General features: G+C 70.5%; 22 protein-coding genes. 17 read left to right on the forward strand and 5 right to left on the reverse strand.

What is annotated here, in order from left to right; translation table 11 throughout:
• The first annotated feature begins 87 nt into the window (after window positions 1-87).
• The 6 genes from xerD to FIU83_RS01760 all read left to right on the forward strand — a co-directional run bounded on the left by xerD (window position 88) and on the right by FIU83_RS01760 (window position 7217).
• On the forward strand, window positions 88-990 hold the full coding sequence (gene xerD, locus FIU83_RS01735; RefSeq protein ID WP_152482473.1) for a site-specific tyrosine recombinase XerD: 903 nt from the start codon (window positions 88-90) through the stop codon (window positions 988-990).
• Between the two features lie 3 nt (window positions 991-993).
• On the forward strand, window positions 994-1737 hold the full coding sequence (locus FIU83_RS01740) for a DsbC family protein (RefSeq protein WP_152482474.1): 744 nt from the start codon (window positions 994-996) through the stop codon (window positions 1735-1737).
• 93 nt (window positions 1738-1830) lie between these two features.
• Window positions 1831-3147 (forward strand): homoserine dehydrogenase, encoded by a 1317-nt coding sequence (locus tag FIU83_RS01745; protein WP_152482475.1) that lies wholly within the window; start codon window positions 1831-1833, stop codon window positions 3145-3147.
• A gap of 3 nt (window positions 3148-3150) precedes the next feature.
• Complete coding sequence (gene thrC / locus FIU83_RS01750; RefSeq protein ID WP_152482476.1) at window positions 3151-4539, forward strand: threonine synthase; 1389 nt, start codon at window positions 3151-3153, stop codon at window positions 4537-4539.
• 257 nt (window positions 4540-4796) lie between these two features.
• Window positions 4797-6590 (forward strand): DHH family phosphoesterase, encoded by a 1794-nt coding sequence (locus tag FIU83_RS01755; protein WP_152485211.1) that lies wholly within the window; start codon window positions 4797-4799, stop codon window positions 6588-6590.
• 9 nt (window positions 6591-6599) lie between these two features.
• A complete protein-coding gene (locus FIU83_RS01760; RefSeq protein WP_152482477.1) occupies window positions 6600-7217 on the forward strand; it encodes a YitT family protein in 618 nt (205 codons plus the stop codon).
• A gap of 25 nt (window positions 7218-7242) precedes the next feature.
• Here FIU83_RS01760 and FIU83_RS01765 read toward each other — a convergent pair whose 3' ends face one another.
• From FIU83_RS01765 to FIU83_RS01775, 3 genes are all read right to left on the reverse strand, one after another.
• Window positions 7243-7662: a VOC family protein gene (locus FIU83_RS01765; protein ID WP_152482478.1), complete on the reverse strand. Its 420-nt coding sequence runs from the start codon at window positions 7660-7662 to the stop codon at window positions 7243-7245.
• A 134-nt stretch (window positions 7663-7796) separates the two neighbouring features.
• Window positions 7797-10379 carry a heavy metal translocating P-type ATPase gene (locus tag FIU83_RS01770; protein WP_152482479.1) on the reverse strand — a complete coding sequence of 861 codons (2583 nt, stop codon included), beginning with the start codon at window positions 10377-10379 and terminating at the stop codon, window positions 7797-7799.
• Window positions 10376-10819, reverse strand: coding sequence for a MerR family transcriptional regulator (locus tag FIU83_RS01775; RefSeq protein WP_152482480.1), 444 nt, complete (start codon window positions 10817-10819; stop codon window positions 10376-10378). The genes FIU83_RS01770 and FIU83_RS01775 overlap by 4 nt, the downstream gene beginning before the upstream one ends.
• 271 nt (window positions 10820-11090) lie before the next feature.
• Between FIU83_RS01775 and FIU83_RS01780 the strand changes: the two genes are divergently transcribed.
• The 8 genes from FIU83_RS01780 (at window position 11091) to rimI (ending at window position 19277) form a co-directional block, all read left to right on the forward strand.
• Window positions 11091-12485 carry an OmpP1/FadL family transporter gene (locus FIU83_RS01780; RefSeq protein ID WP_253939516.1) on the forward strand — a complete coding sequence of 465 codons (1395 nt, stop codon included), beginning with the start codon at window positions 11091-11093 and terminating at the stop codon, window positions 12483-12485.
• Window positions 12486-12740: 255 nt separating this feature from the next.
• Window positions 12741-13839, forward strand: a protein-coding gene (gene prfB, locus FIU83_RS01785; RefSeq protein ID WP_152482482.1) for a peptide chain release factor 2 whose coding sequence is annotated in 2 segments (ribosomal slippage) — window positions 12741-12815 and window positions 12817-13839 — 1098 coding nt in all. Because the reading frame shifts where the segments join, the coding sequence is not laid out codon by codon here.
• Window positions 13840-13946: 107 nt separating this feature from the next.
• On the forward strand, window positions 13947-15485 hold the full coding sequence (lysS, locus tag FIU83_RS01790; protein ID WP_152482483.1) for a lysine--tRNA ligase: 1539 nt from the start codon (window positions 13947-13949) through the stop codon (window positions 15483-15485).
• 247 nt (window positions 15486-15732) lie between these two features.
• Window positions 15733-16119, forward strand: coding sequence for a hypothetical protein (locus tag FIU83_RS01795; RefSeq protein ID WP_152482484.1), 387 nt, complete (start codon window positions 15733-15735; stop codon window positions 16117-16119).
• A gap of 107 nt (window positions 16120-16226) precedes the next feature.
• Window positions 16227-17621, forward strand: coding sequence for an MFS transporter (locus tag FIU83_RS01800; RefSeq protein ID WP_152482485.1), 1395 nt, complete (start codon window positions 16227-16229; stop codon window positions 17619-17621).
• 75 nt (window positions 17622-17696) lie between these two features.
• Entirely contained in the window at window positions 17697-18008 is a 312-nt protein-coding gene (locus tag FIU83_RS01805) for a BolA family transcriptional regulator (protein ID WP_152482486.1), read from the forward strand.
• On the forward strand, window positions 18005-18826 hold the full coding sequence (locus FIU83_RS01810; RefSeq protein WP_152482487.1) for a hypothetical protein: 822 nt from the start codon (window positions 18005-18007) through the stop codon (window positions 18824-18826). Before FIU83_RS01805 ends, FIU83_RS01810 begins: the two co-directional genes overlap by 4 nt.
• Window positions 18813-19277, forward strand: coding sequence for a ribosomal protein S18-alanine N-acetyltransferase (gene rimI, locus FIU83_RS01815; protein WP_152482488.1), 465 nt, complete (start codon window positions 18813-18815; stop codon window positions 19275-19277). The genes FIU83_RS01810 and rimI overlap by 14 nt, the downstream gene beginning before the upstream one ends.
• 7 nt (window positions 19278-19284) lie before the next feature.
• On the opposite strand, the gene FIU83_RS01820 is transcribed toward rimI, so the two are convergent.
• On the reverse strand, window positions 19285-19479 hold the full coding sequence (locus tag FIU83_RS01820) for a cell division protein ZapB (RefSeq protein ID WP_152482489.1): 195 nt from the start codon (window positions 19477-19479) through the stop codon (window positions 19285-19287).
• A gap of 83 nt (window positions 19480-19562) precedes the next feature.
• Window positions 19563-20234, reverse strand: a complete 672-nt coding sequence (gene rsmD, locus FIU83_RS01825; protein WP_152482490.1) for a 16S rRNA (guanine(966)-N(2))-methyltransferase RsmD — start codon at window positions 20232-20234, stop codon at window positions 19563-19565.
• A 90-nt stretch (window positions 20235-20324) separates the two neighbouring features.
• On the opposite strand from rsmD, the gene ftsY reads away from it, so the two are divergent.
• From ftsY to ftsX, 3 genes are read left to right on the forward strand one after another with little or no spacing between them, the layout of a single operon-like run.
• On the forward strand, window positions 20325-21689 hold the full coding sequence (gene ftsY / locus FIU83_RS01830) for a signal recognition particle-docking protein FtsY (protein ID WP_152482491.1): 1365 nt from the start codon (window positions 20325-20327) through the stop codon (window positions 21687-21689).
• The gene (ftsE, locus tag FIU83_RS01835; protein WP_152482492.1) at window positions 21686-22354 is read left to right on the forward strand and encodes a cell division ATP-binding protein FtsE; all 669 of its coding nucleotides are present in this window, start codon (window positions 21686-21688) and stop codon (window positions 22352-22354) included. The genes ftsY and ftsE overlap by 4 nt, the downstream gene beginning before the upstream one ends.
• Entirely contained in the window at window positions 22351-23322 is a 972-nt protein-coding gene (ftsX, locus tag FIU83_RS01840; protein WP_152482493.1) for a permease-like cell division protein FtsX, read from the forward strand. The genes ftsE and ftsX overlap by 4 nt, the downstream gene beginning before the upstream one ends.
• The last annotated feature ends 128 nt before the right edge of the window (window positions 23323-23450 follow it).

A 23450-nucleotide genomic window follows, 5' to 3' on the forward strand; every position in this document is an offset into this window, starting at 1 on the left:
GCCTCGAGCCCCGTCCCCACGGTCGAAACCCCGTCACCGCTGCCGCGGGGCGGGGTTTCGTTCTGACTGGGCCCGCTCGGGAGTCTTATGGGAAGCACCACGCAGGCCGCAGCGCTGATCGACGCCTTCCTCGATGGCCTGTGGCTGGAGCAGGGCGCCAGCGACAACACGCTGAGCGCCTATCGTCACGACCTGACCCGCTGGCAGGCGCGCCTGGCCGAGGCCGGCGAGGCACTGCTGTCGCCCGCCGGGGGGGCGCTGCCGACCTGGCTCGACGAGCGCCGCGAGGCGGGCTATAGCCTGCGCAGCAACGCCAGGCTGCTGTCGAGTCTGCGGCGCTTCTACCGCTGGGCCCTTGGCGAGGGGCTGGTCGATCACGACCCGCTGGTCGACGTGCGCCTGCCCCGGGTGAGGCCGTCGCTCCCCGATACCCTGGAGGAGGACGAGGTGGAGCGCCTGCTCGCCGCGCCGGACCTCGCCACCGCGCTCGGCGTGCGCGACCGGGCCATGCTTGAGGTGCTCTACGGCGCCGGCCTGCGGGTCACCGAGCTCGTGGGGCTGACCACCGATGCGGTCAACCTGCGCCAGGGCGTGGTCCGCGTGCGCGGCAAGGGCGACAAGGATCGCCTGGTGCCGCTGGGCGAGGAGGCCGTGAGCTGGCTCGAGCGCTACCTGCGCGGTTCCCGCGGCGCGCTGATGGCCGACATCACCCGGCCGGCGCTGTTTCCCGGGCGCGACGACCGCTGCCTGACCCGCCAGGCCTTCTGGTACCGGATCAAGGCCCATGCCCGGGTCGCCGGCATCGACCGGCCGCTCTCGCCGCACACCCTGCGCCACGCCTTCGCCACCCATCTGTTGAATCATGGGGCCAATCTGCGTGTCGTACAGCTGCTGCTCGGTCACAGCGACCTCTCGACCACGCAGATCTATACCCATGTGGCGCAGGTGCGACTCGAAGACCTGCATGCCCACCACCATCCTCGAGGCTGAACCATGAGATTATCGACCCTTACCGTCGGCGGGGGGCTGCTGGCGGCATCCCTGGCCCTGCTGCCCGTCGCCCAGGCCGACCCGGCCCGGCAACTGGCCGAGACCCTGTCGGTCAACGGCCAGGCCATGCCGGTGGAGCGCGTGCGCGAGACGCCGCTGGAGGGCTTCTATCAGGTCACGCTTTCGAGCGGCGAGACCTTCTACAGCAACGCCGAGGGCAGCCACTTCCTGGTCGGCGACCTCTACGAGAACGCCGAGCACGGCCTGGTCAACCTCACCGAGCAGGGCCGCAACGCCGAGCGCAGCGCGCGTCTCGCCGAGGTGCCGGAGAGCGAGCGGGTGATCTACCGCGGCACCGGCGAGACACGCGCCGAGCTCGTGGTCTTCACCGATACCACCTGCCCCTACTGCCGCCAGCTCCACGAGGAGGTGCCGCGGCTCAACGAGATGGGCATCGAGGTGCACTACCTGGCCTTCCCGCGCAGCGGCCTGGGCTCACCGGGCGGGCGGGAGCTGCAGCAGGTGTGGTGCGCCGACAATCCGACCGAGGCGCTGTCGGCGGCCAAGCGAGAAGACACGCTGACGGGCGCCGCGGACTGCGACAATCCGGTCGAGGAGCAGTATCATCTGGGCATGCAGCTCGGCGTGCAGGGCACGCCGGCGATCGTGCTGCCCGACGGCCGCCTGGTGCCCGGCTATGTGCCGGCGGAGCGCCTGGCCGCCATGCTCGGCCTGAGCGAAGGATGATCGAGGACTGACCGACGCCGACGAGCGTCGGCACGAGGGGCCCGCTTGGGCCCCCTACACGCTGAGACACACGCCAGAACAAGGGGAAAGACATTGAAACCGGTGAGAGTGGGAATCTGTGGCCTGGGGACCGTCGGTGGCGGAACCTTCAACGTGCTGACACGCAACGCCGACGACATCGCCCGGCGGGCGGGGCGCCCGATCGTCATCGAGCAGGTCGCCTTCAGGAGCCTCAATCCCGAGTGTGACACCACCGGCATCCGCACCACCTCCGACGTCTTCGAGGTGGCCACCAATCCCGAGGTCGACGTGCTGGTCGAGCTGATCGGCGGCTACGACGTGGCCCGCGAACTGGTGCTGACCGCCATCGAGCACGGCAAGCACGTGGTCACCGCCAACAAGGCGCTGATCGCGGTGCACGGCAACGAGATCTTCAAGGCCGCCCACGAGAAGGGCGTGATCGTCGCCTTCGAGGCCGCCGTGGCCGGTGGCATCCCGGTGATCAAGTCGCTGCGCGAGGGCCTCGGCGCCAACCGCATCGAGTGGGTCGCCGGCATCATCAACGGCACCGGCAACTACATCCTCACCCACATGCGGGACGAAGGCCGCGCCTTCGAGGACGTGCTGGCCGAGGCCCAGGCGCTGGGCTATGCCGAATCCGACCCGACCTTCGACGTCGAGGGCATCGACGCCGCCCACAAGCTGACCATCCTCGCCTCCATCGCCTATGGCGTGCCGCTGCAGTTCGAGAAGGCCTACACCGAGGGCATCTCCCGGGTGACCGCCGAGGACGTCGAGCAGGCCGACAACCTCGGCTACATCATCAAGCACCTGGGGCTCTCCAAGCGCACCGAGGCCGGGCTCGAGCTGCGCGTGCATCCGACCCTGATCCCCAAGGACCGGCTGCTGGCCAACGTGCACGGCGTCAAGAACGCCATCGCCGTGATGGGCGACGCCGTGGGCCCGACCCTCTACTACGGCGCCGGCGCCGGCGCCGAGCCCACCGCCTCCGCGGTGGTGGCCGACCTGCTGGACGTGGCCCGCGACATCGCCACCGACCACCACTACCGCGTGCCCTACCTGGCCTTCAGCGGCATCGACGAGGACGTCAGCCAGCTGCCGATCATGCCCATGGAGGAGATCACCACCGCCTACTACCTGCGGCTGCTGGCGGTGGACCGCCCCGGCGTGCTGGCCCGGGTGGCGACCATCCTCTCCGAGCAGGGCATCTCCATCGAGGCGCTGATCCAGAAGGAGGCCACCGAGGGCGAGCTGGTGCCGATCATCCTGCTGACCCACCGCACCCGCGAGAAGCAGATGAACGAGGCGATCCGCCAGATCGAGTCGCTGGCCGACATCGCTGGCCCGCTGACGCGGATCCGCGTCGAGTCGCTGGACGAGCAGGAGTAAGGCATGCGCTACATCAGCACTCGCGGGCAGGCGCCCGCGCTCTCCTTCGAGGAGGTCGTGCTCACCGGCATGGCCAGCGACGGCGGGCTCTACGTCCCCGAGACGATCCCCACCCTCGGCCATGACGAGCTGGCCGCCATGGCCGGGCTCTCCTATGCCGAGATCGCCTTCCGGGTGATGCGGCCCTACGTCAACGGCGAGATCGACGACGACACCTTCCGTGAGCTGGTCCGCGACGCCTACGCGACCTTCAGCCACGACGCCGTGGTGCCGCTGAACCAGCTCGACGCCAACCACTTCCTGCTCGAGCTGTTCCACGGCCCGACGCTCGCCTTCAAGGACGTGGCGCTGCAGCTGCTCGGCCGCATCCTCGATCACTTCCTGAAGAAGCGCGGCGAGCGCGCGGTGATCATGGGCGCCACCTCCGGCGACACCGGCTCCGCGGCCATCGAGGGTTGCCGCCACTGCGACAACCTCGACATCTTCATCCTCCACCCGCACAACCGGGTCTCGGAGGTGCAGCGCCGCCAGATGACCACGGTGCTGGCCGACAACGTCTTCAACGTCGCCATCGAGGGCAACTTCGACGACGCCCAGGCGATGGTCAAGGCGAGCTTCGCCGACCAGGGCTTCCTGGAGGGCACCCGGCTGGTCGCGGTGAACTCCATTAACTGGGCGCGCATCATGGCCCAGGTGGTCTACTACGTGGCCTCCGCCGTGGCGCTGGGTGCCCCGCACCGCGAGGTCAGCTTCTGCGTGCCCTCGGCGAACTTCGGCAACGTCTTCGCCGGCTACATCGCCAAGCGCATGGGGCTGCCGGTGGCGCAGTTCGTCATCGCCACCAACGCCAACGACATCCTGCACCGCACGCTGTGCGACAACGACTTCTCCAAGCAGGCGCTCAAGGCTACCCTGGCGCCCTCCATGGACATCGTGGTGTCGTCCAACTTCGAGCGGCTCCTGTTCGAGGCCTACGGCCGCGACGGGGCCGCGGTGAAGGCCCTGCTCGAGCGCTTCCAGCACGAGCCCACGGCCCTGGCCGAGGCGCCGCTGGCCACGCTTCGCGAGAGCTTCGCCAGCCACAGCGTCGATGACGCCACCATCCTCGAGGTGATCCGCGAGGCGCACCATCGCACCCAGGAGATCCTCGACCCGCACACCGCCACCGGCTACCGGGCGGCCGAGCGGGCCCGCGCCGACGCGACGACCCCGATGATCACCCTGGCCACGGCCCATCCGGCCAAGTTCGCCGAGGCGGTGGTCAAGGCGGGCTTCCCGGGCGTGCCGCTGCCGCCGCACATGGATGACCTGCTGGAGCGCGAGGAGCGCTACACCGTGCTGCCCGCGGAGCTCTCCGCCGTGCAGGCGTTCGTGGCCGAGAATCGTCGCTAACGCTGGAAGTCGGAAGCGAAAAGTAGCGAGGGGCGCCAGGGATAGGCCCGGAGGGGGTCCTATGCCAGGGATGGCATCGGTAGCGCCCAGGGATGGGTTCACAGCGCCCCGAACGGGCCGATCGCTGGATCAGCCCCGAGCGGTGATTGCTGGCATCGCTCACCCTTCGGCCCCTCTCATGGTGCCCCCTCGCTCGGCCCGGGGCCTTTCTGCCTAGCGGACACAGACTTGAACCTGAGGAGCCTGGTGTGGACGCCGTGACCGACCCCATCGACCTGCATGATCGCCTCCAGCCGCGCATCGAGCCGCGCCCCCGGGACGAGGCGCTCTACGCCCGTGCCCGCGCGGAGGGGCTCACCGAGCTGCAGGCCCGGGTGCTGGCCGGGCGCCTCCACGGCTACGCGGGGGAGCTCGCCCCGCTGGTATCGCCGAGCCTGCGCCATCTGGCGCACCCCGAGCGGCTCGCCGATGGCCGCCGCGCCGCCGAGCGCATCGCCCAGGCGGTGGTCGACGGCGAGCATATCGGCATCCTCACCGACTACGACGTCGACGGCATCACCTCCCACGTGGTGATCCGGCGCACCCTGGTGGAGCTCTTCGGAGTACCCGAGGCGAAGCTGCACAGCCTGATCGGCCACCGCATCCACGACGGCTACGGCATCAGCCTGCCGCTGGTGGAGCGCACGCTTTCGCTCTCGCCGCGGCCGAGCCTGGTGATCACCGCCGACTGCGGCAGCAGTGATGAGCCGCGCATCGCCCGGCTCAAGGCCGCCGGCGTCGACGTGGTGGTCAGCGACCACCACGCCCTGCCGCTGGAGGGGCCGCCGGCCTCGGCCTACGCCACCGTGAACCCGACCCGCGAGGACTGCGACTACCCGGACCCGACCATCGCCGGCTGCATGGTGGCCTGGCTCGTCATGTCGCTGGCCCGCCGGGTGCTGGTCGAGTGGGGCGTGCTGGCGGACGCCACGCCGAAGCTCTCGCCCTGGCTCTCCTACGTGGCGCTGGGCACCGTGGCCGACTGCGTGTCGCTGGGGGGCAGTGCGGCCAACCGCGCCGTCGTCCACCACGGCCTGACCCTGATCAACCGCATGGAGGCCGCCTGCTGGCGCGCCATGGCGGCGCGGCTGGGGGCCGACAGCGTGCCCTTCGACGCCGAGACCCTGGCCTTCCAGATGGGGCCGCGGATCAACGCCCGCTCGCGGCTCGACGACCCCTATGCGGCGCTGCACTTCATGCTCGCCGCCGACGAGGCGGTGGCCCATCGCCACCTCGAGACCCTCGACCAGGACAACCAGTCCCGCAAGGCGATCGAGGCGGAGATGGCCCAGCAGGCCAAGGCGCTGGCGCTGCCGGCGCTGACCGCCGATGCGCCCGCCGTCGTGGTCTACCTGGAACAGGGGCATCCCGGGGTGCAGGGGATCGTCGCCTCCCGGCTGGTGCAGGCCTACGGCCGGCCGGCCCTGGTGCTGACCCCGGCGGCGGCACCCGGCATGCTGACCGGCTCCGGGCGCTCCATCGAGGGGCTGCACCTGCGCGAGGCGCTGCAGCGCACCTTCGAGCTCGCCCCCGAGGCCCTGCCGCGCTTCGGGGGCCACCGCGGCGCCGCCGGGGTAGGGGTGACGGCCGAGAGGCTGGACGCCTTCCGCGAGGCCTTCCTCACCGCCGTCGGCGAGCAGCTGGGCGAGGCCGAGCTGCGCCCGCGCATCCTCACCGACGGCGAGCTCGCCCCCGACCAGCTCGACCTCGCCACCCTGGACGAGCTCGAACGCCTCGCCCCCTACGGCCGCGAGTTCGATGCCCCGCTCTTCGAGGGCAGCTTCCTGGTCGAGGCGCTGCGCCCGGTGGGCGCCGACGGCAGCCACCTGATGCTCGAGCTCTCGACCGGCGCCGCGAGCCTCAAGGCGATCTGGTTCCGGGCACTGACCCCGGGCGAGGTGCCGGCCTTCGGCGTCGGCGCGACCCTGCACTGCGCCTTCAAGCTCAACCGCAACCGCTGGCGGGGGCGCGAGAGCTTGCAGCTGATGATCGAGCACGCCGAGCCGCGCTGAGGAGACGCCATGGACCCCCAGGACCTGCCCACCGACCGCCACCGCCTCCACGAGGACGTGATGGCGATGCTGGTCGGCACGCTCTTCGTCGCCCTCGGCGTGAGCTTCTACACCCAGGCGATGCTGCTCACCGGCAGCACCGCGGGCCTCGCCTTCCTGCTGCAGTACGCCACCGGCTGGCGCTTCGGGGTCGGCTTCTTCCTGATCAACCTGCCGTTCTACTGGCTGGCGATCCGGCGCATGGGCTGGAGCTTCACCCTGCGCACCTTCGTGGCCATCGCCCTGGTCTCGACGTTCTCGGAACTCACCGCCGGCTGGGTGCGCTTCGAGCAGCTGCAGCCGCTCTACGCCGCCCTGATGGGCGGCAGCCTGATCGGCATCGGCATGCTGGTGCTGTTTCGCCACCGCACCAGCCTCGGCGGCATCAACATCCTCTCGCTCTACCTGCAGGACCGCTACGGCTGGCGGGCCGGCTACGTGCAGCTGGGCATCGACGGGGCGATCATGCTGATCGCGCTGGCGATGCTGCCCCTGGAGAGGGTCGGGCTCTCGGTGCTGGGCGCCGTGGCGCTCAACCTGATCATCGCCCTGAACCACAAGCCGGGGCGCTACATGGGGGTCAGCTGACGCCCCTGTGCCGGAGCCGTGGGCCTCAGTAGGTCGGCCAGACGCCGGGCGTGGCGAGCTCCAGCAGGTGGCCGTCCGGATCGCGGAAATAGAGGCTTTCGCCCCCGCGGGGCCAGTGGGTGCGCCCCTCGATGGGAATCTCGTGACGCCCCAGCTGTGCCTCCCAGTCGGCGAGTGCCTCGATGGCGATGGCGAAGGCCAGGTGCACCTGGCCGGCGCCGTCGTGGGGCGGGATGGTGCCCATCTCGCCGGGCAGCACCACGGTCTCCTGCGTCTCGCCGTCGAGGAACAGCAGCAGCACCGAGCGGCCGCCGGCGTCATAGGCGGTGAAGCGGTGATCGGCGTTGAAGGGCGCAAGCCCCATCACCTCCTCGAAGAAGGCCCGCGCCCGGGCCATGTCCGCCACGTAGAGGGCGGTTTCCAGCACGCCGTTGAGTTCGGGCATCGGGCACTCTCCCTGGTGGCTATCTGCCTTCAGCGTAGCGTCGGCGGCCCCGGGCGTCGGTCAGCGCTGGCCCCAGAACCACCAGGCGATCAGGGCGATCAGGGCCAGGCCGGCGAGATTGACGATCCAGCTCATCATGCATCCTCCTGGGGGGGATCGCGGCGCCGGGTTCCGCTCCGGCCCTCGGCGGCGGGGCGGAACAGGCGCAGCCGGTTGGCGTTGCTGACCACGGTGATCGAGGAGAGCGACATGGCGGCCCCGGCGATCATCGGCGAGAGCAGGGTGCCGGTGACGGGGTAGAGCACCCCGGCGGCGATGGGGATGCCCAGCACGTTGTAGCCGAAGGCGCCCACCAGGTTCTGCTTGATGTTGGCAAGCGTCGCCCGGCTGATCTCGATGGCGGCGGCCACGCCGTGCAGCGAGCCGCGCACCAGGGTGATGCCGGCGCTCTCGATGGCCACGTCGGTGCCCTGGCCGATGGCGAAGCCGACATCGGCCCGGGCCAGCGCCGGGGCGTCGTTGATGCCGTCGCCGACCATGCCGACCACCTCGCCGGCGGCCTGGCGGCGGCCGATCTCGGCGTGCTTGTCCTCGGGCAGCAGGCCGGCGCGGACCTCGTCGATGCCCACCTCCCGGGCGATGGCGGCGGCGGTGTGCGCGTTGTCGCCGGTCAGCATCACGATCGTCAGGCCATCGTCCTGCAGGCGCTTCACCGCCTCGCGGGTGTCGTGGCGCAGCGGGTCGCTGATGCCGAAGACCGCGGCGAGCCGGCCGTCCACGGCGAAATAGACCACGGTGCGCGCCTTCTCCTCGAGCTCGCCGGCGATCTCCCGGGCCTCGTCCAGCGCCACGCCGGCCTCCTCCAGCAGCCGGGCATTGCCCAGCAGCAGCGGGCGTCCGTCGGCGGTGTTCGCCGTGATGCCGCCGCCGGTGACGGTGTCGAAGTCGGTGATCTCATCGGGCCGGGCGCCGGCCTCCTCGGCGTGGGCCATCAGCGCCTCGGCCAGGGGGTGCTCGGAGCCTCGCTCCAGGGCCGCGACCAGGCCCAGCACCGTGCGCTCGTCGCCCGCCAGGACCTCGGCCTCGGTGACCCGGGGCTTGCCCTCGGTGAGGGTCCCGGTCTTGTCCACCACCAGGGTGGTCAGCCGGCTGGCGGTCTGCAGGGCGTCGCCGCTTCTCACCAGCACGCCGTGCTCGGCGGCCTTGCCGACCCCGATCATGGTGGAGATCGGCGTGGCCAGGCCCAGCGCGCAGGGGCAGGCGATGATCAGCACCGTGGTGGCGGTGACCAGCATGTGGATCACCCGCAGCTCGGCGCCGGCATTAAACCAGGCGAGCGCGGTGAGCACGGCGATGATCATCACCGAGGGCACGAAGATGCTCGACACCCGGTCGGCCAGCTGGCCGATGGGCGGACGGGAGGCCTGGGCGCTGGCCACCTGCTCGGTGATCCGGCCGAGCCGCGTGTTCGCCCCGACGCGGGTGGCGTGGTAGACCAGGCCGCCCTTGCCGTTGACGGTGCCGGCGCTCACCTCGTCGCCTGCGCCCTTGGCCACGGGCACCGGCTCGCCGGTGAGCATCGACTCGTCGATGTGGCTCCGGCCCTCGGTCACCTCGCCGTCCACCGGCAGGCGCTCGCCGGGACGCACGCGGATATGGTCGCCCTGGCGCACCTCGTCGATCTCGATCTCCTGCTCCTTGCCGTCGCGGATGACCCGGGCGGTGCGGCTCTGCAGGTCGAGCAGGCGCTTCAGGGCCTCGCTGGTGCGGCCCCGGGCGCGCAGCTCCAGGGCGTTGCCCAGCAGCACCAGGCCGATGACCATGGCCGAGGCCTCGAAGTAGATGCCCCGGGCCACCTCCGGCAGCCAGGGGCCGACGGCCACCACCGCCATGGAGTAGAGCCAGGCGGTGCCGGTGCCCATGGCGATCAGGGTGTCCATGTTGGCCTGGTGGTGGCGGACGTTCTTCCAGGCGTTGACGAAGAAATGGCGCCCCGGATAGGCCATCACGGCCAGCGTCAGCAGGCCGACCGCCAGCCAGTAGAGGCGGCCGCCGCCCACCGGCTGGGGGTGGTAGACGAACATGCTGGCCATCAGCGGCACGGCGAGCGCCAGCGACAGCAGGCTGCCCCGTAGGCGCTCACGGTAGGTGCGCTCGTCCTTGCGCGCCCGGGCCTCCTCCGCCTCGCGCAGGTCGACGATGGGCTCGGCGCCATAGCCCACGTCCTCCACGGCGCGCACCAGGGCGTCCGGGTCGGCGCTGCCGCGCACCTCGGCGGTGTGGGTGCCGAAGTTCACCTCCGCACCGACCACCCCGGGCGTCTTCTCGAGGGCCTGCTGGACGCTCTTCACGCAGCTGGCGCAGGTCATGCCGCTGATCGAGAGGCGGCGGGTCGTCGGCTGCTGCGCCTCGACAGGGGCGTCATGCGGCGCGTCGCCGGAGGCTGGCTCGGCGTCCTCGGTCGACTCGGTTTCGCGGGTTTTCGCCTCGGTGGACTCGTCATCGCCGTGCTCGACGGGCGGATAGCCGGCCTCGGCGAGCGCCTCGTCCAGTTCGCGTGCCGCGAGCGAGGTGGCGACCTCGAGGCGCTTGTCGGCGGGGGTGCCGGTGACCTCGGCCGCGCTGTCCCGGGCCTGGATGGCGCGGCGCATCTTGGCCACGCAGCCCTGGCAGCTCATGCCGGGCACCCGGCGTTCGAGGGTCTGTCGGGCGTTCATGGCGTCTCCTCGCCGGCGTCCACGCCGGTCTTGAGCGGTTCGGGGAAACTCTCGATCAGCCGACACAGGCTGTGGCCGTCCGGCGTGCCGTCGGGCATCTCCTCCCAGGCGGCCAGGGCCTGCTCCATGCGCGTGGCCAGTGCCTCCAGCTCGGCGATGTGCGCGCGGATCTGGGGCAGTCGGCTCGCCAGCAGGTCGCGCACCATCGGGCAGGGCGAGTCGCCATGGTCGGCATGCTCGAGGATGTCGCGGATCTCCGCCACGCCGAACCCCAAGGTGCGGGCGCGCTGAATGAAGCGCAGGCGCTCCAGCTCCCGCTGGTCGAACAGCTGGTAGCCGTTCTCGGGGTGGCGTTCGGGTCTCAGCAGACCCTCTCGGGTGTAGTGGCGCACGGTCTCGGCGGTGACGCCGGCCTGGCGAGCGATCTCGCTGACTTTCATCGCGGTGTCTCCGGTGAATGCCATGGGGGAAGTGTAAAACCCTTGGGTTACCTATAGGTCAAGCCTTGACGGCACCCCTGGGCGGCATGGCCGTTGGTCGGTGGCTAAGGCAATGAATAAAAAGAAGTTAAAACGTGCGTTCTACCAAAGTATTAGAAAAAAATGCTTTAAAACGATCGTTTGGACTTGATCCCTGGCCGGGGATGGGCGAACACTGACGGCACGTGACCGCCCCGCGGAAGAACGACAATAACGATCCATCGGAATAGGGATGCCTCGCCATATGCCCCATCACGTCAATCGGCTCACCCTCGCCATCGCCTTCGCCTCCACGGCGCTGATCGCCAGTCAGGCCGCCGCCACCGGCTTCCAGGTGCGCGAGCAGAGCGCCAAGAGCCTCGCCAACGCCTTCTCGAACGCCGCCGCCGGCGCCGAGGATGTCAGCTTCATGGCCCATAACCCGGCCGCTATCGGCAACATCGACGGCAATCAGGTCGCCGGCGGGGTGGCCTATATCGATGCCTCCTTCGAGCTTCAGGGGGCAGAAGCAACAGGTCTAGGCGGTTCCAATTACGACCGAGGCGGCTCTCGTCAGGGCGGCGAGACGGCCACCGTGCCGAGCTTCGCCGCCAAGACGCAGCTCGATGAGCGCTGGGACCTGGGCCTGGCCATCTATGCGCCCTACGGCCTCTCCACCAAGTACGACAAGGACTGGATCGGCCGCTACCATGCCGTGGAGACCGAGCTCACCACCATCGACTTCCAGCCGACGCTTAACTATCGAGCTTCGGAGCGACTCAACCTGGCCGTGGGCCTGCGCGCGCAGTATGCGGATGCAACACTCTCGAATGCCTTAGACCTCGCCTCATTCGGGGCAAAAGCTGCAATGGAGCGGGGGGATATGGCGACCGCGCAGGCGTTGGGCGCTCAGGCTGGATTTGCCGATGGCTTCGCCGAGGTCACTGGCGACGACTGGGGCTATGGCTATACCCTTGGTGTCCTCTATCAGGCCACCGACAGGACGCGGCTGGGGGCCAGCTATCGCTCCGAGATCGATCTGACCCTCGATGGCGAGGTAAACTACAGTTCGGATAACGTCACAGGTCAGCAGGTACTGGCAGGAGCGCAGGCCCAGGGGCGTCTGCGCGATGGCGGTGGCACCGCCGACCTGACCACCCCGGCCAACCTGAATCTGGGCGTCTACCACCAGCTGACCGACCGGCTGGCGCTGATGGCCAACGCCGAGTGGACCGAGTGGAGCAGCTTCGACGAGCTGGTGGTCGAGTTCGAGGATGGTAGCGCCCCTAGCCGCACCGAGGAAAACTGGGACGACACCTGGGCCTTTTCGGTGGGCGCGAACTATGCCCTGAACCCGCAGTGGCTGCTGCGGGCCGGCCTGGGCATCGACGAGACGCCGGTGCCGAGCGCCGAGTTCCGAACCCCTCGGGTGCCGGACGCCGATCGCCGCTGGGCCTCCCTCGGCGCCACCTATCAGCCGACCGAGAACCTGGGCATCACCGCCGGTTATCTGCGCATCTTCGGCGACGACGTCGAGATGGATCAGGACGCCACCCCGACCAACGAGAACGCCAGCCGCGGCAACCTGTCCGGCACCTACGAGGTGGAGGCCGACGTCTTCGCCCTCTCGGTGGACTATCGCTTCTAAGCGCGGCCCTGGCTGCAGGACCTTTCGGGCATGACCCTCGAGCCCCCGGCCACTGGCCGGGGGCTTAACGTTTGGCCTGGGTTCAGGCGGCCGCCTCCTCGAGGAAGGCCGCCCGCATCAGCTCCCGGGTGTAGTCGACCGCCTGCCGATGACGGGTGAGGATGGTCGCTGCGGCCGGGGTTCGCTACAATAGGCCCCTTTTCCCGCGCCGCCGCGGCGGCCGTCTTTCCACCGCAGATTCAGGCGAGCGAGCCCATGCTGGAAACCAATGCCATCCACCACCTCATCAAGGACCTGTCTGAGCGGACAGACGTCCTGAGGGGGTATCTTTGACTATGCCGAAAAGAAGGATCGGCTAGAGGAAGTCACCCGCGAGCTCGAGGACCCCAACGTCTGGAACGATCCGGACTACGCCCAGAAGCTCGGCAAGGAGCGCTCCACCCTGGAGAACATCGTCGCCACCATCGACGAGCTCGAGCAGGGTCTCGGCGATAGCCAGGACCTCCTGGAGCTCGCCGAGATGGAGGAGGACGAGGGCACCGTCGCCGAGGTCCAGAAGGAGCTCGACGGCCTGCAGGCGAGCCTCGAGAAGCTCGAGTTCCGGCGCATGTTCTCCGGCGAGATGGACGAGAACAACGCCTACCTCGATATCCAGGCCGGCTCCGGCGGCACCGAGGCCCAGGACTGGGCCAACATCCTGCTGCGCATGTACCTGCGCTGGGCCGAGCATCACGGCTTCAAGGCGGAGATCATCGAGGTCTCGGCCGGCGACGTGGCGGGCATCAAGTCGGCCTCGGTGCACGTCCAGGGCGAGTACGCCTTCGGCTGGCTGCGCACCGAGACCGGGGTGCACCGCCTGGTGCGCAAGAGTCCCTTCGACTCCGGCGGTCGCCGCCACACCTCCTTCGCCTCGGTGTTCCTCTCGCCGGAGGTGGACGACAGCTTCGAGGTCGAGATCAATCCCTCGGACCTGCGCGTCGACACCTACCGCTCCAGCGGCGCCGGCGGTCAGCACGTCAACACCACCGACTCGGCCGTGCGCATCACCCACGAGCCCACCGGCATCGTGGTGGCCTGCCAGAGCCAGCGCAGCCAGCACGCCAACCGCGACTTCGCCATGAAGCAGCTCAAGGCGAAGCTGTGGGAACACGAGATGCAGAAGCGCAACGCCGCCAAGCAGGAGGCCGAGGACTCCAAGGCCGACATCGGCTGGGGCAGCCAGATCCGCTCCTACGTGCTGGACGACCAGCGCATCAAGGACCTGCGCACCGGCGTGCAGTCGAGCAGCTGCGACAAGGTGCTGGACGGCGACCTGGATCAGTTCATCGAAGCCAGCCTGAAACAGGGGCTCTGAGCCCCAGCCCTGCCGCGCCCGGGCGATCCTCGCCCGGGGCGCGGCACGACGCCCACTCTCTTCACAGCAGCGGCCTCTGGCGAGGCCGCGACGCCACAGGTAGCGACATGGCCCACCCGGACTCCCCGCAGAACGACGAGAACCGCCTGATCGCCGAGCGCCGTGCCAAGCTGGCCGCGCGCCGCGAGCTGGCCGCCGACACCGGCGCGAGCGCCTTCCCCAACGACTTCCGCCGCGACAGCCTGGCGGCCGAGCTCGACGCCGAGCTCGGCGACAAGGACAAGGCCGAGCTGGAGGCCCTGGGGCGTCCGGCCGCCGTGGCCGGGCGCATCATGCGCAAGCGCGGACCCTTCATCGTGATCCAGGATCCCTCCGGCACGATCCAGCTCTACGTCGACAAGAAGGGGCTGCCGGCCGAGGTGCTCGAGGACATCAAGGGCTGGGACATCGGCGACATCGTGGCCGCCCGCGGGCCGGTGCACAAGTCGGGCAAGGGCGACCTCTACGTGATGATGGTCGAGGCCAGGCTGCTCACCAAGAGCCTGCGGCCGCTGCCCGACAAGTTCCACGGCCTGACCGATCTCGAGGCGCGCTATCGCCAGCGCTACGTCGACCTGATCGTGAACCCCGATTCGCGCCGGGTCTTCGAGGCCCGCGCCGGGGTGATCAGCGCCATGCGCCGCTTCTTCGAGGATCGAGGCTTCATGGAGGTCGAGACGCCGATGCTGCAGCCGATCCCCGGCGGCGCCACGGCCCGGCCCTTCGTCACCCACCACAATGCGCTGGACATCGACATGTACCTGCGCATCGCCCCGGAGCTCTACCTCAAGCGCCTGGTGGTGGGCGGCTTCGAGCGGGTCTTCGAGATCAACCGCAACTTCCGTAACGAGGGGCTCTCCACCCGGCATAACCCCGAGTTCACGATGATCGAGTTCTACCAGGCCCATGCCAATCATCATGACCTGATGGACCTCACCGAGGAGATGCTGCGCAGCGTGGCCCAGCGGGTGCTCGGCACCACCACGGTGGTCAACACCGTGCGCAACGCCGAGGGCGAGGTGCTGGAGACCTTCGAGTACGACTTCGGCCAGCCGCTGCGCCGCATCACCGTGTTCGACGCCATCCTCGAGTTCAACCCGGACATCCACGCCGAGGCCCTGGCCGACGAGGCGGCGGCCCGCCAGATCGCCGAGCGCCTGGACATCGACGTCAAGGACGGCTGGGGGCTGGGCAAGATCCAGATCGAGATCTTCGAGAAGACCGTCGAGCACCGCCTCCAGCAGCCGACCTTCATCACCGAGTACCCCACCGAGGTGAGCCCGCTGGCGCGCCGCAAGGACAGCGACCCCTTCGTCACCGAGCGCTTCGAGTTCTTCGTCGGCGGCCGCGAGATCGCCAACGGCTTCTCGGAGCTCAACGACGCCGAGGACCAGGCCGAGCGCTTCGCCGCCCAGGCCGCGGAGAAGGAGGCCGGCGACGACGAGGCGATGTACTTCGATGCCGACTACGTCCGCGCCCTGGAGTTCGGCCTGCCGCCGACCGCCGGGGAGGGCATCGGCATCGACCGGCTGGTGATGCTGTTCACCGACAGCGCCTCCATCCGCGATGTCCTGCTGTTCCCGGCCATGCGTCCCGAAGTCGACTGAATAGGCTGTACTTCAGGGTACGAGCGAGGGGCGCTGGGGATAGGCCGAAGGGGAGGTCCGAGGACCAGGGAGGGCCGAGGTAGCGTCCATGGAGGGATTCACAGCGCCTCCCCCAAGGCCTGTCGCCAGGTCAGCCCCGAGCCGGGCAGTTAGAGGCCACTCATCTGCGGTGATGAGGTGGGAAGCATTGGTAAACGCCGTGGGCAGCGCCCATAATGACCGTCGTTTCGACGTCGAGGAGACCGTGATGAAACTGCTCAACCGCTCCGCCCTGAGCGTCAGGCCGACCCGGCACTTCGTGGACTGGATCAATGCGCTCGAACCCACCATGGATGGGGACGACCTGACCCTGGCCGACGTCGAACGCGAAAGCACCGTCTACCTGATCCCCGAGATGGACACGCCGGAGGCCCTGGAGGGCTTCGTGCGCGAACGCTTCCTCGAGATCCTCGAGACCGAGCTGCGCGCCTGGGAAGAGGACGAGCGCCAGTGGCCCGAGTCCCTGGACTGGTCGCTCTTCCAGCGCTTCCTGCAGGTCGAGCACAGCTACCTGGCCGTCGACCTGGACAACGAGGCGGCGCTGGAGGTCTCCGAGGTGGACGACGCCCTGCTGCTGGAGACCGACCAGGACTGAGGCGTCGGTCGAGCCGTCATCGCGATGACGGCCCACCGAGAAACCGGCTTCGGCCGGTTTTCGTTTTATGGCCCCGGCGACGGGGAACGGACAGTGACGGACACAGGATGAGTCGACTCTTCGCGACCCGTCCCGGCGACGACGGCCTGCCGGGCCCGGCACGGCGCCTGGCGGTGCTGGCCCTGATCCTCGGGACCCTGATGGCGGTGGTGGACACCACCATGGTCAACATCGCCCTGCCCACCATCGCCGCCGACCTCGCGGCCTCGCCTTCCCGGGTGGTGTGGGTCACCAACCTCTTCCAAGTGGTCTGCGCCGCCTTCCTGCTGGTCTTCGCCGCGCTCAGCGAACGGGTCGGGCGCTATCGTCTCTACACGGCCGGGGTGGCGCTCTTCACCCTGGCTGCGCTGGGCAGCGCGCTCTCCCGCAACCTTGAGACCCTGCTGCTGTTCCGCGGCCTGCAGGGGCTCGGCGCGGCGGCGACCCTCTCCATCGGGCCCTCGCTCTACCGCTCGATCTTCCCCTCGCGGCTGCTCGGCAGCGCCCTGGGGCTCTCCGCCCTGGTGGTGGCCGGCGGCTACGCGGCGGGGCCGACGATCGGCGGGCTGGTGCTCTCGGTGGCGAACTGGCCGTGGCTCTTCGCCCTGCACGTGCCGCTGGGGCTATGCGCCGCCGGCCTGGCCTGGCGGGCGCTGCCCCGGGAGGCGGGGCGCCGGGAGGCCTTCGACGGGCGCGGCGCGCTCTTCGCGGTGGTGATGATGGCCGGGCTTTTCATCGGCCTCGACGGCGTCGGCCACGGGGTTCCCGGCTGGCAGGTGCTCGCCTGGCTCGGCGGCAGCGCGCTCGGTGCCGGCCTTTTCCTACGCCGCCAGCGGCGCGCGCGCCACCCCCTGCTGCCGCTCTCGCTGTTCGCCGAGCCGCGCTTCTCGCTGGCCGTCTGCGCCTCGGGGCTGGCCTTCGTGGGGCAGGGGCTGGCCTTCGTGGCGCTCTCCTTCGTCTACCAGCAGGAGATGGGCTTCACGCCGCTGCAGACCGCCTGGATGTTCACTCCCTGGCCGCTGGCGATCATGGTGGTGGGGCCCCTGGCGGGCCGCTTCGCCGACCGGGTCAACCCGAGCCTGCTCTCCAGCGCCGGCCTGGTGCTGCTGCTGCTGGGCCTGGCCGCCCTGGCCGGGCTGGACGCCGAGGCGAGCTTCGTCGACAGCCTCTGGCGCACGGCGCTGTGCGGCATGGGATTCGGCCTCTTCCAGCCCCCCAACAACCGCGAGATGATGGCCAGCGTCCCCCGGGAGCGCAGCGCCCGGGCCTCCGGCGTGATGAGCACCACCCGCACCGTGGGCCAGTCCCTCGGGGTCGCCCTGGTCGGCGCCTTCCTGGCCGCCGGTGCCCCGGTGCAGGCGACGCTCTGGGCCGGGGCCGGGGCCTGCGCGCTGTCGCTTCTGGCGAGCCTCTCGCGGATCGGCCTGGCCGGGCGGGCCCAGCGCGAGGCGCGCCGGGCCTGATCGCAACGGGCGTCGTCGGGCCCGCGTGGAAGGCGTACAATGGGTCCCTCACTCACCCAGCATCGAGACCTCGACATGAGCATCCAGGACACCATCGAAGCCAAGCTCAAGGCCCTCGAGCCCGACGTCGTGGCGGTGGAGAACGAGAGCCACCGGCACAATGTGCCGGCGAATTCGGAGACCCACTTCAAGGTCACCCTGGTCGCGCGCCGCTTCGAGGGGTTGATGCCGGTCAAGCGTCACCAGCAGCTCTATGCGCTGCTCGCCGATGAGCTGGCCGGCCCCGTACACGCCCTGGCCCTGCACCTCTACACGCCCGAGGAGTGGGCGGCCAGCGGCCAGTCGCGCCCCGACTCTCCCGACTGCCGGGGCGGCGGCACCCCGTGACCCCGGAGCCGCAGCGCCTGCAGTACCTGGAGGCCATGGGCCTGACGGCCTGGGTCGCTCGCTACCGCCTGCCCAACGCCCTGCCCACGCCGGAGGCCGAGTGGGCGGCGCCTGATCCCGAGGCCGCCACGGCCTCGCCGCCCGGCGAGCGCCTGCACGCCCTGCTCGACGAGGCCGCCCAGGCCCGGGACGCCGCACCCCGGGAGGCGCCCGCCGAGCCGGAGCCGCCCCAGCGTGCGCCGGCCGGTCCCGGCAAGGCGCGGGCCCTGCTCGGCGACATCGTGCCCGCCATCGAGGCCGAGGCCGCCGCCGAGTCGGAGGCGGCGCGTCCCGTCCAGCGCGCCGGCGAGGCGCTGCGCTTCACCCTGCAGGTGGCCTGCCTCGACGGCCGCTGGCTGATCCTGCTGCCCCGGGAGGCGTCCCCGGGCGCCATCGAGACGCGCCTGCTGCGCCACCTGCTGCAGGCCGCCGGCGTGGTGCCCGAGCAGATGCCGGCCTTCGAGGCCTTCCGCTGGCCCCAGGTGGAGGGCTTGCCGGTGGAGGCGCCCCTGGAGGAGGCGCGAGAGGGACTCCAGGCCTTCCTGGCCGGGCGGGCGCGGCGCGGCTGGGTGCCGGAGCGGCTGCTGGTGTTCGGCGAGGATGCCGTTCTCGACGAGTTGCTCGGCGTGGTGGAGGCCCACTGCCCGCTGCTGGCGCTGCCGGCCTGGCAGGGGCCCGCCCTGGAGACGCTGGCCGGCAGCGCCGAGGCCAAGCGTGCGCTCTGGCCGCGGATCCGCGACTGGCGATCGGCCTGGGAGGCAGGGCATGCCCCCGGCTGAGGCGACGCTGCGCCCGCTGGGGAGCGGCGACCTGGCGGCGCTGACGGCCCTGGAGCAGGCGGGGCAGGCGCATCCCTGGACGCCGCGCCAGCTCGCGGCCGCGCTGAATGATCCCGAGACGCGGGTCATCGGCGCCGCGTGGAACGCGCGCCTGGTGGGGCATGCGGTGGTGGTGCGCCTGCCCTTCGAGGCGGAGCTGCAGGCCATCCTGGTGGCCGGCGACCAGCGCCGCCAGGGGGTGGCGGCCCGGCTGCTCGATGCGGTGATCGAGGCGGCGAAGGGGTGGGACGTCGAGCGCCTGCTGCTGGAGGTGCGGGCGAGCAATGCGCCGGCCATCGGCCTCTATCGGCGCGCCGGCTTCCACGAGGACGGCCGGCGCCGCGGCTACTATCCGCCCCTCGCCGGCCGTGAGCGCGAGGACGCGCTGCTGATGTCGCTTTCGCTGGGCTGATCCCGCCTCAGCTGGTCGCGGTCGTCTCGACCTCGTCGAACTTGCCCAGCAGGCTCGCGAGGCGGCGCTCCCACTCCTCGCGCTCCTGCTTCAGGCGAGCGTTTTCCTCGCGCAGCTCCTCGGCTTCCATCCTCATCAACTCCAGGGCCTCGACGGCGCTGGAGACCTTCTGTTCGAGCTGGTTGAAGAGTTCGATGCTCATCCTGTTCTCCTGACTACGTCCTGCGGATCGGGCCGCGCCCGTTGGGGGTTCTCCTGCCAGCAGCGTAACCCTGCGGCCGGGGCTCAGCAACCGTCGCCGTCGGGCGACTGGCCGTCGTCCGGCCGTCGCCGATAGAGCCGTCCGGTGCTGTCGCCGGCGCGCACCTCCCGATGCGGCTGCCAGGCGGCCGGCACGTCCGGCGTCAGCGAGGACTCGGTCTCGAGGTAGATCCAGGCCGCCTCGTCGAGCCAGCCGCCGGCCTCCAGCGCCGCGCAGCACTCGGCGGCGAGGCCGCGGTGGAAGGGCGGGTCGAGAAAGACCAGCGAGAAGGGGGCGGCGGGGCCGGCCAGGAAGGCCTGGGCCTCGGTGGTGCGCAGGGTGGCGCGCTCGCTGGCCTCGAGGGTCACGAGGTTGTCGGCCAGCTGGCGCGCCACCCTGGCGTCGGCCTCGACGAACACCGCCTCCCGGGCACCCCGCGACAGGGCCTCGAGGCCGAGCGCGCCGGTGCCGGCGAAGAGGTCGAGCACCCGGGCTCCGGGCACGGCGGCGGTCAGCCAGTTGAAGAGCGTCTCGCGCACCCGGTCGGGGGTAGGGCGTAGCCCGGGGTGGTCGAGCACCGGAAGCTGGCGGCGGCGAAAATCGCCGCCGATCAGGCGCAGCCGTCCGGGGGTTCGGCGGTCGGTGCCTCGGTGGCCGGGGCCCTTGGCCGAGCCCGGGCGACGGGGCTTGCGGGAGGAGGAAGTGCGACGTGTCATGGGGCGGATTGTAACCGCCGGCTTGTCCACAGTCATGGTGCGCAATGGTAGGATGAGGCGATTCGTTCATCCGTGAGGCGTGATCCCCCCATGTTCGGTTTTCTCAAGCGCAAGAAGAAGCAGGAACAGCAGCAGACGACACCGGAACAGGAGGCCGAGCGCCGGTCGGACGAGCAGGCGACAGCGGACGAGGCCACGCCCGAGGAGGCGTCTGCCGAGCCTCGGGAAGCACCCGCGGAGGAAGCCGTCGCCGAGCCGGAGAGCGACGCCGGTGCCGCCGAGGCGTCAGGGCCCCTCGCCGCGTCCACGCCGGAGGAGTCGGCGAATGAGGTGCCCGTGGCAGAGGCATCGCAGGCGGTCGCCCCCGAGCCTGTTCGCGAACCCGAACCCGAACCCGAACCCGAACCCGAACCCGAACCCGAACCCGAACCCGAACTCGAGCCTGAGCCCGAGCCCGAGCCCGAGCCGACCCCGGCGCCGGCCGCCCTGCAGGAGAAGCCCGTCGGCGAGAAGAAGGGGTGGTTCGCGCGCATCCGCGCCGGGCTCGGCAAGACCCGCGCCAACCTCACCGACGGCCTCGCCGACCTCTTCATGGGGCGCAAGCAGATCGATGACGACCTCATGGAGGAGCTCGAGACCCAGCTGCTGCTGGCGGACGTGGGCATCGAGGCCACCACCGAGATCATCGATCGGCTCGCCGACCGGGTCTCGCGCAAGGAGCTCAAGGATCCCCAGGCGCTCTACCGGGCCCTGCAAGAGGAGCTGGCGGCGAGCCTCGAGCCGGTCACCGAGCCCCTGGCCCTGCCGCCCAAGGGCGAGGGGCCCTTCGTGATCCTGGTGGTCGGCGTCAACGGCGTCGGCAAGACCACCACCATCGGCAAGCTGACCCAGCGCTTCCAGCGCGAGGGGCGCAGCGTGATGCTGGCCGCCGGCGATACCTTCCGCGCCGCCGCCGTGGAGCAGCTCAAGGTGTGGGGCGAGCGCAACGACGTGCCGGTGATCGCCCAGCACACCGGCGCCGACAGCGCCTCGGTGATCTTCGATGCCTTCTCGGCGGCCAAGGCCCGTGGGGTCGACGTGCTGATCGCCGACACCGCCGGGCGCCTGCACAACAAGGCGCACCTGATGGAGGAGCTGAAGAAGGTCCAACGGGTGATGGGCAAGATCGATGGCAGCGCCCCCCACGAGGTGATGCTGGTGCTCGACGCGGGCACTGGGCAGAACGCCCTGGCCCAGGCCTCGACCTTCCACGAGGCGGTACCGATCACCGGCGTGACCCTGACCAAGCTCGACGGCACGGCGAAGGGCGGCATCATCTTCGCCCTGGCGCGCCAGCTCGGCACCCCGATCCGCTTCATCGGCGTGGGCGAAGGGCTGGATGACCTGCGGCCCTTCGTGGCGCGCGAGTTCGTCGATGCCCTGTTCGACCGGGACCAGGACACGCCCGCGTCATGATCGCCTTCGAGCACGTCGGCAAGCGCTACGGCGGGCGCTATGACGCGCTCGCCAACATCGACTTCCGCGTGCGCCGCGGCGAGATGGTCTTTCTGACCGGCCACTCCGGGGCGGGCAAGAGCTCGCTGCTGAGGCTGATCATGCGCCTGGAGCGGCCCAGTCGCGGCCGGGTGCGGGTGGCGGGCCACGACATCGATCGCCTGCACCACAGCCAGGTCCCCTTCTATCGTCGCCAGATCGGCGTGGTCTTCCAGGACCACCAGCTGCTCTTCGACCGCTCGATCTACCACAACGTGGCGCTGCCGCTGGAGATCCAGGGCATCGAGCGCCGCGAGGCCGCCCGCCGGGTGCGGGCGGCACTCGACAAGGTCGGCCTGCTGCATCGCGAGCAGGCCCTGCCCATCGAGCTCTCCGGCGGCGAGCAGCAGCGGGTGGGCATCGCCCGGGCGGTGGTCAACAAGCCGGCGCTGCTGCTGGCCGACGAGCCCACCGGCAACCTCGACCCCCAGCTCTCCGCCGACATCATGGGGCTGTTTGAGGACTTCAACCGCATCGGCACCACGGTCATGGTCGCCAGCCACGACCTGGCGCTGATCGCCCGGCTGCGCCACCGCACCCTGCGGCTGCGCGAGGGACGCCTGGTGGCCGACGAGGAGATCGCATGAGCCGACCCGAGCCGTCGCCCCGTGGCGCCCGCACGCAGCGCGCGAGCGGCACCCTGCGCTGGCGCGCCTGGGCCCGCCACCACCGCGCCATGGCCGCCGACAGCGCCCGCCGGCTGTGGCGCCGGCCCCTCGGCAGCCTCCTGACGATGCTCGCCATCGCCATCGCCCTGGTGCTGCCGGCCGGCCTGTGGCTGACCCTGGACAGCGCCCGCCTGCTCGACGCCCAGCTGGAGCAGAGCGCCACCCTCACCACCTACCTCGAGGAGGACGTCGGCGAGGCCGAGGCCGGACGCATCGAACAGGCCCTGGCCGCCCAGGCGGGCGTGGCCGCCACTCGCCTTATCACCGCTGCCGAGGGCATGGCCGAGTTCCAGCAGGCGCTGGGGCTCGAGGACGCCCTGGCGCGGCTCGAGACGAACCCGCTGCCGGCCAGCGTCGTGGTGCATCCCGTCGATGCCGATCCCGCGGCGGTGCGCCGCCTCGCCGAGGCCCTCCAGGCGGTGCCCGGCGTCGATGAGGTGCGCCTGGACCTCGCCTGGCTGGAGCGCCTGCGCCAGCTCGCCGCCTTGGGCCAGCGCGTCACCCTGGCGCTGGGCGTGCTGTTCGCGCTGGGGGTGCTGCTGGTGGTCGGCAACACCATCCGGCTGGCCGTGGAGAGCCGCCGCCAGGAGATCGAGGTGGTCACCCTGATCGGCGCCACCCACGCCTTCGTGCGCCGCCCCTTCCTCTACAGCGGTGCCTGGTTCGGCCTCGGTGGTGGCCTGCTGGCCTGGGGGCTGTTGAGCCTCGGCAGCGACTGGCTGGCGGCCCCGGTCAGCGCGCTGGCGGCCAGCTACGGCGCCAGTTTCGAGCTGCCGCGGCTGGGCGTCGAAGGGTCTACAATACTGCTGGGCTGTAGTACACTACTTGGCTGGCTGGGTGCCTGGCTGGCCGTGAATCGGCACCTGGCGGAGATTCGGCCCCGATAAGGCAAGCGGCCGGTTGATTCCACGCCTAGGGCGAGTACATTCGGAACTTTCCACGGCCTTTAACGTCGTAGTCAGCGATCACGAACAGCACTGTACGCACAGCACTATACGCACAGCACTATGGGCTT

It is taken from the genome of Halomonas sp. THAF5a (assembly GCF_009363755.1).
GTDB lineage: Bacteria > Pseudomonadota > Gammaproteobacteria > Pseudomonadales > Halomonadaceae > Halomonas.

Bases quoted from the DNA above. Each gene is read 5' to 3' on its own strand.
- FIU83_RS01805 (WP_152482486.1), top strand. From the start codon at position 17,697: ATGAGCATCCAGGACACCATCGAAGCCAAGCTCAAGGCCCTCGAGCCC.
- FIU83_RS01795 (WP_152482484.1), top strand. From the start codon at position 15,733: ATGAAACTGCTCAACCGCTCCGCCCTGAGCGTCAGGCCGACCCGGCAC.
- xerD (WP_152482473.1), top strand. From the start codon at position 88: ATGGGAAGCACCACGCAGGCCGCAGCGCTGATCGACGCCTTCCTCGAT.
- lysS (WP_152482483.1), top strand. From the start codon at position 13,947: ATGGCCCACCCGGACTCCCCGCAGAACGACGAGAACCGCCTGATCGCC.
- FIU83_RS01800 (WP_152482485.1), top strand. From the start codon at position 16,227: ATGAGTCGACTCTTCGCGACCCGTCCCGGCGACGACGGCCTGCCGGGC.
- FIU83_RS01770 (WP_152482479.1), bottom strand. From the start codon at position 10,379: ATGAACGCCCGACAGACCCTCGAACGCCGGGTGCCCGGCATGAGCTGC.
- FIU83_RS01820 (WP_152482489.1), bottom strand. From the start codon at position 19,479: ATGAGCATCGAACTCTTCAACCAGCTCGAACAGAAGGTCTCCAGCGCC.
- FIU83_RS01780 (WP_253939516.1), top strand. From the start codon at position 11,091: ATGCCTCGCCATATGCCCCATCACGTCAATCGGCTCACCCTCGCCATC.
- FIU83_RS01775 (WP_152482480.1), bottom strand. From the start codon at position 10,819: ATGAAAGTCAGCGAGATCGCTCGCCAGGCCGGCGTCACCGCCGAGACC.
- FIU83_RS01740 (WP_152482474.1), top strand. From the start codon at position 994: ATGAGATTATCGACCCTTACCGTCGGCGGGGGGCTGCTGGCGGCATCC.
- FIU83_RS01760 (WP_152482477.1), top strand. From the start codon at position 6,600: ATGGACCCCCAGGACCTGCCCACCGACCGCCACCGCCTCCACGAGGAC.
- FIU83_RS01765 (WP_152482478.1), bottom strand. From the start codon at position 7,662: ATGCCCGAACTCAACGGCGTGCTGGAAACCGCCCTCTACGTGGCGGAC.
- ftsE (WP_152482492.1), top strand. From the start codon at position 21,686: ATGATCGCCTTCGAGCACGTCGGCAAGCGCTACGGCGGGCGCTATGAC.
- ftsY (WP_152482491.1), top strand. From the start codon at position 20,325: ATGTTCGGTTTTCTCAAGCGCAAGAAGAAGCAGGAACAGCAGCAGACG.
- ftsX (WP_152482493.1), top strand. From the start codon at position 22,351: ATGAGCCGACCCGAGCCGTCGCCCCGTGGCGCCCGCACGCAGCGCGCG.
- thrC (WP_152482476.1), top strand. From the start codon at position 3,151: ATGCGCTACATCAGCACTCGCGGGCAGGCGCCCGCGCTCTCCTTCGAG.
- rsmD (WP_152482490.1), bottom strand. From the start codon at position 20,234: ATGACACGTCGCACTTCCTCCTCCCGCAAGCCCCGTCGCCCGGGCTCG.
- rimI (WP_152482488.1), top strand. From the start codon at position 18,813: ATGCCCCCGGCTGAGGCGACGCTGCGCCCGCTGGGGAGCGGCGACCTG.